The sequence below is a fragment of the Amycolatopsis sp. NPDC051758 genome (genome assembly GCF_044453095.1).
Lineage (GTDB): Bacteria > Actinomycetota > Actinomycetes > Mycobacteriales > Pseudonocardiaceae > Amycolatopsis.
In genome coordinates this window covers 257,765-268,635 of sequence record NZ_JBITCJ010000011.1, presented here as the reverse complement: position 1 = coordinate 268,635, position 10,871 = coordinate 257,765, and the positions used below count along the sequence as shown (strand labels likewise).

Annotated in this window: 7 protein-coding genes; all 7 read right to left on the bottom strand. The window is 70.8% G+C overall.

Annotation, left to right across the window (positions count from 1 at the left end; genetic code table 11):
* Nucleotides 1-19: 19 nt before the first annotated feature.
* The 7 genes from ACIA5G_RS41250 to ACIA5G_RS41220 all read right to left on the bottom strand — a co-directional run bounded on the left by ACIA5G_RS41250 (nucleotide 20) and on the right by ACIA5G_RS41220 (nucleotide 10,826).
* Nucleotides 20-532, bottom strand: coding sequence for a flavin reductase family protein (locus ACIA5G_RS41250; protein WP_395933529.1), 513 nt, complete (start codon nucleotides 530-532; stop codon nucleotides 20-22).
* 17 nt (nucleotides 533-549) lie between these two features.
* Nucleotides 550-1,617 (bottom strand): LLM class flavin-dependent oxidoreductase, encoded by a 1,068-nt coding sequence (locus tag ACIA5G_RS41245; protein ID WP_395933527.1) that lies wholly within the window; start codon nucleotides 1,615-1,617, stop codon nucleotides 550-552.
* Nucleotides 1,617-1,838: an MbtH family protein gene (locus ACIA5G_RS41240; RefSeq protein WP_395933525.1), complete on the bottom strand. Its 222-nt coding sequence runs from the start codon at nucleotides 1,836-1,838 to the stop codon at nucleotides 1,617-1,619. The genes ACIA5G_RS41245 and ACIA5G_RS41240 overlap by 1 nt, the downstream gene beginning before the upstream one ends.
* Nucleotides 1,839-1,989: 151 nt before the next feature.
* Complete coding sequence (locus ACIA5G_RS41235; protein WP_395933523.1) at nucleotides 1,990-3,219, bottom strand: MFS transporter; 1,230 nt, start codon at nucleotides 3,217-3,219, stop codon at nucleotides 1,990-1,992.
* 41 nt (nucleotides 3,220-3,260) lie between these two features.
* Nucleotides 3,261-4,496, bottom strand: coding sequence for an amidohydrolase family protein (locus ACIA5G_RS41230; RefSeq protein WP_395933521.1), 1,236 nt, complete (start codon nucleotides 4,494-4,496; stop codon nucleotides 3,261-3,263).
* 37 nt (nucleotides 4,497-4,533) lie between these two features.
* Entirely contained in the window at nucleotides 4,534-9,147 is a 4,614-nt protein-coding gene (locus ACIA5G_RS41225; protein WP_395933519.1) for an amino acid adenylation domain-containing protein, read from the bottom strand.
* 104 nt (nucleotides 9,148-9,251) lie between these two features.
* Nucleotides 9,252-10,826, bottom strand: a complete 1,575-nt coding sequence (locus ACIA5G_RS41220; RefSeq protein ID WP_395933517.1) for an MFS transporter — start codon at nucleotides 10,824-10,826, stop codon at nucleotides 9,252-9,254.
* Nucleotides 10,827-10,871 lie beyond the last annotated feature (45 nt).

The following is a 10,871-nucleotide window of genomic DNA, read 5'->3' as shown; positions in this document are numbered from 1 at the left end:
CTCGGGGGCCGGCCTGCTTCTAGCCGGATTGGTAACACCCGTCGCGGTACACGAGCGGGCGGGACGCCGGCAGGTCCGCGTGGGCCGCAAAAACCTGCTCGACGGCGCAGACCACGACGCTGTGGTCACCGATCGGGATCCGGTCCACCAGCCGGACGTGGAAGCGGACCGGGACGTCGTGCAGCACCGGCACGCTGCCGGCCGACCGGCGCCAGAGCGACCGGTCGGCGAAGCGCTCGTCCGCCGGCCCGGAGAAGCGGCGCGCCAGCTCCTCCTGCCCGGCCGACAGCAGGTGGATCACCGCGGTGTCCGACGCCTGCAGCACCGGCATGCTCGAGGAGCGATGCGCGATGTTGAACGAAACGGCCGGTGGCCGCAGGGACAGCGACGCCAGCGAGCTGACCGTGAAACCCGCGGTCCCCCGGTCGGAAGTCACCGTGACGATCGCGACGCCGGCCGCGTGGAACCGCATGGCCAGGCGGAAATCCTCGGCTGCTGACACTTCGCCGACCGCCCCCAGTTCTGACTTCACGTTTCCCCCAACGCAGTTCAGTTCGCCGCTGCGGGTACCTTCTGCGTCCACGCCTGGCGGAGTTCGCCGAGCCGGTCGAGTCCGTCGAGGACCAGCTTGCTGTCGACGCCGAAGTCGATGAGGCACGCGAGCTCGTCGACACCCGCGTCCTGCAGGCCGCCGCAGATCTCCACCCCGTCTTCGACACTGCCGAACAGGCCGTTGGTGCGGAAGTACCGGTCGAACGCGGCGTCGATGAGGAACCTGCGGTCCGCGTCGGTCAGCGCGGCGATGTCGCCGGCCGTCTCCGTCGAGCCGGTGCGCCCGACCGCGCGCGCGATCAGGTCGAACGAGCTCAGCAGGTACTGGCTGAACGGCTCGCGCACGACTTCCTTCACCGCGGCCCGGTCGGTGCCGAGGTAGGTGTGGATCATCAGGCTGACGTGCCCGCGCCCGGTGTGCCCGGCCTCGTGCCAGGCGGCGTGGTACGCCTTGACCTTCTGCTCGATGTCCGCGAGCTCCTGGCCCAGCAGGTGCGTCAGGACGTTGACCCCGAGCCGGCCGGCGGATTCGAACGACTCGATGCTGCCGCTCGTGGTCAGCCACACCGGCAGTTCGGCCTGCACCGGCCGCGGCAATGTCCGGATCTCGACCGGGTTGCCGACGCCGTCGGGCACCGTCACGGACTCGCCGCGCCACAGCCGGCGTACCTGCTCCAGGGCGGCGACGTTGTCGGCGCGGCGGTCGTGGTACCGACCGGGGCTGAAGACGAAGTCCCCCGCGTGCCAGCCGGAAGCGAACGCGATTCCCGCGCGCCCACCGGAAAGGTTGTCGACCACCGACCACTCTTCGGCGATCCGGATCGGGTTGTGCAGCGGCGCGACCACACTGCCGGCCCGGATCGCGACGTGTTCGGTCACCGCGGCGATCGCCGCGCCGGTCACCGCCGGGTTCGGGTAGATGCCCCCGAACTCGTGGAAGTGCCGCTCGGGTGTCCACACCGCCGAAAACCCGTTCCGGTCGGCGAACCGGGCTCCCGCCACCAGGAGTTCGTACCCCTGCTGGTGCTCCTCCGCGTTGGCGAAGTAGAACAGTCCGAATTCCATCAGCGCGGACCGCCCTCCATCGCCAGCCGCAGGCTCTCGGGCCGCATGTCCGTCCAGTTCTCTTCCACGTACGCCACGCACTCCGCGTGGCCGTGCTCGCCGAACGCGACCTGCCAGCCGCTCGGCACCGGGACGAACACGGGCCACAACGAGTGCTGCCCCTCGTTGTTGGTCAGGACGAAGAACCGGCCGTTCTCGTCGTCGAACGGATTGCCACTCATGACTATGCAACTCCCGCAATAGAAATCGCTGCGCACCCCATGCGCTGATCGAGAAGATTCTGCGAACTTCGCGAACTGTCGCGGTTCGCCACCCCAGTCGCACAGTGAATGATATTCAATGAACTGTGCTACTTCGATATCACTGATCCTGTCACGCCCCGCTGTGGGCAGTCAAGGTTCCCGCAATTCGGCGCCGCATCGCCGACCGGAATGCTTCGGCGTTCTGCGGCACCAGAATCGAGGCGACAATGGCGATCACCGGGCCGGCCGCCAGCATGGCGAACCCGGCGCCGTAGGAAACGTGGTCGACGACGAAGCCGAACGCGTACGGCGCGACCATGCCCGCCAGCTGGCTCCCCGACATCACCAGGCCCGCCACGAGCCCGAGCCACCGGGTGGGCAAGGCGCGCAACGGAACCGAGAACGAGGACGTGAGGCACAGCCCGAGCGTCGTGTACAGCAACGTCAGCACGACCATGAACGAGGTGACCGTCCCGGCCGTCGGCAGCAGGAGCTCGAGCCCGCCGACGACGACCATGGCGGGCACCACGATCACCCGCGGCCGCCCGCCGAGGCGGTCGGCCAGCCGGCCACCCAGGATGATGGTGCCCGCGCCCAGCACCATCGGCACGGTCATCAGCAGGGCCGCGGTCCCGACCGGCACCCCGCGTTCCTCGGTCAGGTAGCTCGGCACCCATGTGGTGACCCCCCAGGCCAGCAGGTTGAACCCGAACGAAAGCGTGGCGCAGCCGATGATCGCGGGCGACCGGACGATCGCCCACCTCGACGGCATCGGGCCGAACTCCGCCTCCGCCGGTTCCGGCAGCGCGGGCGGCAGCCACCACTTCCAGGCGAGGGCCACCAGGACGCCGAGGCCGGAGATCGCCAGGAACATCCCGCGCCACCCGATGACGGGCAGCATCGCCGCCGCGAGCAGTCCGGCCCCGAGGATGGCGAACGAGCTCGACGCGTTGACCCAGCCGTTGGCGGTGTTCCGCTGCTCCGGCAGGCTGCGCTCGGACAGCGCCTTGACCGACGCGGCCGGGAACATGCCCTGCATGACGCCGAACGCCGCCCGGGTCGCGAGCAGCGCGGCGAAGGACCAGGCTAGCGCGGTCAACCCGGTGCACACCGACCACGCGAGCATCGCGAAGACGCACATCCGGACCGCCCCGAACCGGTCCGCGAGCAGCCCGCCGGGGATCTGAACCAGTGCGTAGGCCACGAAGAACACCGACACCGCCAGCCCGCGCTGCGCGTGGTCGAGGTGGAGGTCGCTGCCGATCTGCGGCAGGGCGTTGCCGATCGCGAGCCGGTCGATCAGGTCGACGGCGTAAGCGGCGAACAACAAGAAGACGGTCTTCCGGACAGTTGGTGGCATCGTTGCATCCTTCGAGACACCGACCCGGCGCCGCTGCGCCTTCACATGGTGTCGTAGTAGACGGTTCCGGCCTTCATGACGAGGTTCAGATGCCGTTCGGGTGCGGTGAGCACGGAGATGCCGGCCAGCGGATCACCGTCGACAACGAGGAGATCCGCGTACGCCCCCGGTGCGACGACGCCGATTTCGCCGGCCATGCCGAGCAGGCGGGCGGGTGTGGTGGTCGCCGAGCGGATGAGGTCGGCCGGCGGCTGGACCTCCGCGCGGAGGGTCAGCTCCTCGAGCTGGCGGGTCTGGAGCTCACCCAGGAGATCGGTGCCGTAGACGATGTTCACGCCGCCGCGGTGCGCGCGCTCCAGCGCCGTCATCCCGGCGTCGAAGACCTCGGCGCTCTTGGCGAGGACGTCCGCGGTGAGGCCCATGGCCGGCCCGAGGTCGTTGATGGCCCGCACGATGGCCAGGGTCGGCACCAGGAAGGCGTCGCGCTCGGTGAACAGGTCCACCGAGGCGTCGTTGATGAAGTTGCCGTGCTCGATGCACCGGACGCCCTGGCGCAGCGCGGAATTGATGGCGTCGGCCAGGAAGGTGTGGCCGGTGACGTACTTCCCGGCCGCACTCGCCTCGCGCACCGCCACGGCGATCTCCTCGCCGGTGTACTGCACCGAGGAGATGCTGTCGGTCGGCGAGAGCACACCGCCGGACAGCATGAGCTTGATGTGGTGCGCCCCGCCGCGCAGCACGTCGCGGACGACCCGGCGCACCTCGTCCGGGCCGTCGGCGAGCCGGAAGATGATCGGGCACCGCAGGCACCCGTGGGTGCCGAAGTCGCCCCGCGACCGGAAGTCGCCGTGCCCGCCCGTCTGCGACAGGGCCGGCCCGCCGTGGATCAGCCGCGGCCCCGCGACCAGCCCTTCCTCGATCGACTGGGCCAGCGCGAAGTCCGCGCCACCGACGTCGCGCACGGTGGTGAACCCGCGCCGCAGCATCTCGCCCAGCGCCTTGGCCGCCTTCGGCACGAGGTACGACGGCAGCCACGACTCCACTTGGGACAGATCCAGGCTCTGCACGTAGACGTGCACGTGCGAGTCGATCAGGCCCGGCATCAGCGTGCGGCCGCGCAGGTCGATGACCCGGTCGAGGCTCGCCGGCCGCACCTCGCTCACGGCGCCGACCTCGGCGATCCGGTCGCCGACCACGAGCACGGCCCGGTCGACGTCCAGTTCACCGCGTTCGGCGTCCAGCACCGCCGCGTTGCGGAACAGGGTTGTCACCGACATCGTTTTCCCCCAGGTTTTCCGCGGGCCGGCCGCCGGTTCAGGAAACGGCGGGGACTTTTGCCGCGTAGTGCGCGAGCATCGTCAGTTCTTCGACCCACATCCGCATCAGTTCTTCGACGACGGATCGTTCGACAATGTTTTCGTGGAACGTGAACAGGCCCTTCAGCATCGGTCCGGCACCCGACTGCACGATCAGCGCGTTGACGTCGACCGCGAGCGGCACCGGCATGTCCGGGTCCCGTTGCGCGCCCAGGCTCCCCGGCACGGCCCGCCACGAACCCCCACTGTCCTGTTCGGACGGTCCGCCGGCCGAGAACCGGCCCATGTAGTTGAACCCGAACTGCGGGCCGTCGTACTTCTTCAGCTCCGCCGCCGTGTCTTCGTTGAAGTACCGCAACAGGCCGTAGCCGATCCCGCCGCCGGGAACGGCACGCAGCTGACGCCCGACCGCGCGGACCACCTCGCCCGCCGCCGGACCACCGGCCAGAGCCTGGTCGAGGTCGAGGCCCGCGATGTCCACCCGCGCCGGATAGGCCTTGGCGAACCAGCCGACCGTCTGCGAAAGGTCGGCCCCGGCCACCAGTTCTTCCTCGCGGCCGTGCCCGGTGAGCTGGACCAGGAGCGACTCGTGGCAGTCACCGCGCGCACGGCGGAACCGCGCCACCGTCAGCACCAGTGCCGCCAGCAAGCCGTCGGTGAGCCCGCCGCCCAGGGCTTTCGGCAGGGTCTTCGAGACCGCCTTGGTCACCGCCACCGGGACCTCGACCGTCAGCATGGACTCGTCGCCGCAGAGGTCCGTTTCCGGATCGGGTCGGTGCGCGCCGAACAGCGGGTCCGGGCCGCTCAGGATGTCGACCCAGTCCGGCAGCTCGCCGGTCCGCGCGGCGCTGTGCGCTTCGGCCTCCAGCGCCGACGCCCACCGGCGCATCGAGGTGCCCGCGGGAGTGGTACCGGGCAGCACTCCGCGCGCCACCTGCGCCGACACGGTTCCGAGGTCCTCCGCGAGGATCTGCCAGGAGGCGCCGTCGATCAGCAGGTGGTGGGCGATGACCAGGAGCCGGTCCGGCTCGCCGTCCGCCGAGGTGAACCACACGAACTGGACCATGACGCCGTTCGCCGGGTCGAGGCGCCCGAGCGCGGCCGCGAGCTCGGCGTCCCACCGCTCGGCCGGGGAGCCGGCCACGCGGTGGACCAGCCGGTCCAGCGGCAGGTCGTCCGCGCCGACCGGCAGCAGCCCCCACTTTTCCTGGCTGCCCTTCACCACCAGCCGGGAGCGGAGTAGCTCGTGCCGGTCGACCAGCGCGGAAACGGTGGCCTGGAACACTTCTTCGTCGGTCCCGGCCGGCAGTTCGAACGTCATCCACTGCGCGAACCGCGGGTGCGGCCCGGACTCCAGCAGCGAGCGGGCCGCGGGGAGCAGCGGGATCGGCTCCCGCCGGCGGGCTTCCGGCTCGTCCGACGGCGTCCCGCGGCCCGGACCGGCGTTCGCGGGCAGCGCCTCGAACAGGCTCGCGATGCTGCGGTGCTCGAACAGCTGGCGCGGGGTGACCGCGACGCCGAGCGCCTTCACCCGCGAGACCACCTGCATGGACGCGATGCTGTCGCCGCCGAGCTCGAAGAAGTTGTCGTCGATCCCCACCCGGTCGAGCCCCAGCACCTCGGCGAACACGCCGGCCAGCAGCTCCTCCTGCTCGGTCCGCGGCGCGCGGTAGCGCTCCTGGGCGAAGTCCGGCTCCGGCAGCGCCCGCCGGTCGAGCTTCCCGTTCACCGTCAGCGGCAACCGGTCCAGCTCGACCACGGCCGCCGGCACCATGTACTCCGGCAGCCGTCCGCCCACGAACCGGCGCAGCTCTTCCGGACCGGCCGTCGAATCGCCTTCGCCGGGAACCACGTACGCCACCAGCTGGCGATCGGGCCCGTCCTGCTCGCCGGACCGGCCTCGCACCACGACCGCCACCTGGGCGACCGAAGGATGGGCCGCCAGCACCGCTTCGATCTCCCCGAGCTCGATCCGGAAGCCCCGGAGCTTCACCTGGTTGTCCGCCCGGCCCAGGTACACCAGTTCACCGGAAGCGTTCCACCGCACCAGGTCCCCGGTCCGGTACAGCCGTGATCCGGCGGCGCCGAACGGGTTCGCCACGAACCGCGCCGCCGTCAGCGCCGGGCGCCGCAGGTACCCCCGCGCAACACCGGCGCCCGCCAGGTACAGCTCACCGGTGACCCCCTGCGGCACCGGCCGCAGCCCCTCGTCGAGCACCACCGCCGACACCCCGGCCAGCGGAACGCCGATGGGCACCGGACCGGCCGCCACCGCCGAACCGGGCGCAAACGGCCGTGTCACCGCGAATGTCGTCGTCTCCGTCGGGCCGTAGCCATTGGTCACCGTGGCCGCGACCGTGTTCAACGCCCGGGAAAGCGTCTCGGCGGGGATCTCCTCACCACCGGCCCAAACCTCGTCGACGCCGTCGAAGACGCCGGGGTTCTCGCGGACGAGCAGCTCGAACAAGCGAGTCGTCATGAACAACGCCGAAACCCGCTGCGCCACCAGGACTTCCCCGATGGTCGCCGGGTCCAGCCGTCCCGGCGGGGCCAGCACCGCAGTCCCACCGCCCAGCAGCGGCACCCACAGCTCGTACGTCGACGCGTCGAACACCAACGGCGAATGCACCAGCACCCGGCGATGCCGGCCGGACGCGTACACCGGCTCGGCCGCCAGGTCGGCGACCGCCGCCTGCGACACCGCGACACCCTTCGGCGTCCCCGTCGACCCGGACGTGTAGATCACGTACGCCACGTTCGCCGGATCCGGCGAGCCCAGCCGGTCGGCGTCGGTCACCTCGTCGTCCGCACACGCCGCCAGCTCAGCGCCGGTGACCGGGTCGTCGAGCGACACCACCGGCACGTCGAAGCCCTCGAGCGCGGTGGCGGACCCGGCGGTGGTCACCACCAGCCGCGCCCCGGTGTCCCGGAGCATGAACTCGATCCGCTCGGCCGGGTACTCCGCGTCGATCGGCAGGTAGGCTCCGCCGGCCTTCACCACGCCCAGCAGCAGCGCGACCAGCTCGGGCGAGCGCGGCACCGCCACGGCCACGATCGACTCCGGCCCGACGCCACGCCCGATCAGGAACCGCGCCCACCGGTTCGACGCCGCGTCCAGCTCGGCGTACACCACGTTCGTCCCGCCGGACACCACCGCGACCGCGTCCGGCGCCGCCTTCACCCGCTCGGCGAACAACCGGTCCACCGTCGCCGGCTCGCCGGTCGGCGAAGCGGTCACCCGCCCCCACTCGGCCAGCCGGTCCTGCTCACCCGGCAGGAGCACGCTCACCCGGCTCACCGCGCCCGCCGGGTCGGCGACGATCGCCCGCAGCACCCCGGTGAACCGGGCGCCGATCGCCTCGACCGTGCTCCGGTCGAAGAGCTCGGTCGCATATTCGATCTTGCCCTGCACGCCCCGCTGCGCCGTTCCCGGCAGCTGCGCGACTTCGGTCAGGCTGAAGTCGAGGTCGAACTTCGCGGTGCCGGTCTGGGCCATCTCGATGCTGCCCCGCACACCGGGGAAGTCCAGCACCGGCAGCTCGATGTCGTGCCAGGCGAACATCACCTGGAACAGGGGGTGGTAAGCGGCCGACCGCTCCGGGTTGAGCAGCTCCACCAGCAGTTCGAAGGGGGCGTCCTGGTCGGCGTACGCGGCCAGCGCCCGGCGGCGGACCTGCTCGAGCAGGTCGGCGAAGGTGTCCTGCCCGGCCACCCGCACCCGCAGCACCCAGCTGTTGACGAAGAACCCGACCAGCTCCGAAAGCGCCTCGTCCGTCCGCCCCGCGGTCGGCGAGCCGATGGCGATGTCGTCGCCGGCGCCGAGCCGGTGCAGCAGCACCACCAGCGCCGTCTGCATCACCATCGACCGGGTCACGCCGTGCTTGCGCGCCAGCTCCTCGACGGCGTCCAGCAGGTCCCCGTCGATCGAGAACCACACCGCGTCGCCGAGGTTGCCCGCCGACGCCGGGCGCGGCCGGTCCGTCGGCAGTGTGATCGGTTGCGGCAGGCCCGCCAGCTCGGCCCGCCAGCGCTCGAGCTGCTTGGCCGTCACGCTCTCCGGGTCGTTCTCGTCACCCAGCAGTTCCCGTTGCCACAGCGTGTAGTCCGCGTACTGCACCGGCAGCGGTTCCCACTGCGGCGGCTGCCCGGTGCACCTCGCGGCGTACGCCTCGGAGAGGTCGCGGATCAGCGGCCGTGTTGACCACCCGTCACCCGCGATGTGGTGCAGCACCAGGGTGAGCACGTGCTCGGTCGCCGACGACCGCAGCAGCGACACCCGCAGCGGCGTCTCCGCGCTCAGGTCGAACTCATGCCGGGCCAGGTCCGCCACCACGGCGTCCACCCGGTCCGGCGCCACGTCGGCCACCGGGAGATCCGGCGACAGCTCGGAAAGCGGTCGCACCACCTGGAAGGATTCCCCGCGCTCGTCCACGACGACGACGGTCCGCAGGCTCTCGTGCCGCTCGAGGACGTCCCGCACGGCGCTCCGCAGCGCCGGCACGTCCAGCGCGCCCGACAGCCGGATGACCAACGGGATGTTGTAAGCCGCCGAAGCGCCTTCGAACTGGTGCAGGAACCACAGCCTGCGCTGCGCGTACGACAACGGGATCATCGGACTTCCCCCAGGAACATCGGATTTCACCATGACGACGGAGAACTTCGGGCATCCGCTCCCGGGCACGGGCTACAACCGTGCCCGGGAACGGATCGACCAGGTCAGGCCTCGGCGTCCGACGGCTCCGACTCCGGGGCCGCGGCCGTCACCTGCTCGGGCTTCTCGGCCGGGAGCCAGAACCACGCGACGACGACCATCACCGCGGCCAAGCCGGCGAGTGTCCAGCACGCGGTGTGGAAGCCGTCGTAGAAGCTCGACTGCGCGGCGCCGATCAGCCGTTCCGCCAGCGCCGGCTGCCCCTCGGCGGTGTACTGCGCGGCCTGGGTGATCGCGTTGCCGATCGAGTCCTGGGCCTGGGTGAGCGACTCCGGCGGCAGCCCCGGCACCGCGGAGCCGATCAGGTGGTGGGTGTACAGCGACTGGAAGAGGCTGCCGACGATCGCGATGCCGAGCGTGCCGCCGAGCAGGCGGGTGGCGTCGTTCATCGCCGAGCCGACACTCGCCTTCGCCGCCGGGACGACCCGCATGATCGCGTCGGTCGCCGGCACGCCCACCGTGCCGAGGCCCACCCCGATCAGCGTCATCTGGAGGGCGAGGACCGCGGAACCCGTGTCGTTGGACTCGCCGGTGAACCACACGAAGAGGACGGTCAGCACCCCGAGCCCGGCGGTGATCACGATCCGGGAACCCCACTGGACCGCGAGCTTCCCGCCGAGGATCGACCCGATCACCATCCCGACCGCGACCGGGATGAACCGCAGCCCGGTCTCCAGCGGCGAGTAGAGCTTCAGGAACTGCAGGTACAGCGTGAGGAGGAAGGTCAGGCCCATCAACGTGAACGTCGCGATCGTCATCGCCCCGCAGGCCGCCGAGAATCGCGCGTCCCGGAACAGCCGGACGTCGAGCATCGGGCTGCGCGCCTTGATCTCACGCACGTACAGCGAAGCGAAGAGCACCACGGCGACGACGAAGCCGGCGATGACACGCGCGCTGTCCCAGCCCGACGCGGGCGCCTCGATGATGGTGTAGACGAGGATGCCGAACGCCAGGCAGGACAGGATGAGGCCGCTCTTGTCGAGCGCGGGGGTTTCCGGATCGCGCGAGGTCGGCACGAACGCCGCGGTGAGCGCGAGCGCGACCAGGCCGATCGGCGCCATCACGAGGAAGATGCTGCCCCACCAGAACGACTGCAGCAGGGCGCCGCCGGCGAGCGGGCCGAGGACCATGCCGATCCCCGAGCAGGCGCCCCAGATCCCGATCGCGGCCGCCCGCGCCTTCCGCTCGACGAAGACCGTCGTCAGGATCGACAGGGTGGTCGGGTAGATGAACGCCGCGCCGAGGCCCATCACGGCGCGCGCCGCGATCAGCTCGCCCGCTGTGCTCGCGTAGGCGCCCAGCCCGGAGGCCACGGTGAACACGGCCAGGCCGAAGATCAGCGCGCCGCGTCGGCCGAACCGGTCACTGAGGCTGCCGGCGGCGATCACCAGGGCCGCGAAGACCAGGTTGAAGGCGTCGGAAACCCATTGCAGGTCAACGGTGCTGGCGTGCAGCTGGTCCACCAGCTCGGGCAGCGCCACGGTGACGATCATCGTGTCCATGTTGATCACGACCACGCAGACACACAGCACGGCGAGGATCATCGCCGGTGATCGAACGGACTTCGTTGCTGTACTCATGCCATCTTTCTTCTTCGATTTCCGGGTCGTCGGACCGAGAGTGAT

Excerpts from the sequence above, each read along its gene's own strand:
- ACIA5G_RS41245 (WP_395933527.1), bottom strand. The coding sequence starts at position 1,617 with ATGGAATTCGGACTGTTCTACTTCGCCAACGCGGAGGAGCACCAGCAG.
- ACIA5G_RS41240 (WP_395933525.1), bottom strand. The coding sequence starts at position 1,838 with ATGAGTGGCAATCCGTTCGACGACGAGAACGGCCGGTTCTTCGTCCTG.
- ACIA5G_RS41235 (WP_395933523.1), bottom strand. The coding sequence starts at position 3,219 with ATGCCACCAACTGTCCGGAAGACCGTCTTCTTGTTGTTCGCCGCTTAC.
- ACIA5G_RS41230 (WP_395933521.1), bottom strand. The coding sequence starts at position 4,496 with ATGTCGGTGACAACCCTGTTCCGCAACGCGGCGGTGCTGGACGCCGAA.
- ACIA5G_RS41225 (WP_395933519.1), bottom strand. The coding sequence starts at position 9,147 with ATGATCCCGTTGTCGTACGCGCAGCGCAGGCTGTGGTTCCTGCACCAG.
- ACIA5G_RS41220 (WP_395933517.1), bottom strand. The coding sequence starts at position 10,826 with ATGAGTACAGCAACGAAGTCCGTTCGATCACCGGCGATGATCCTCGCC.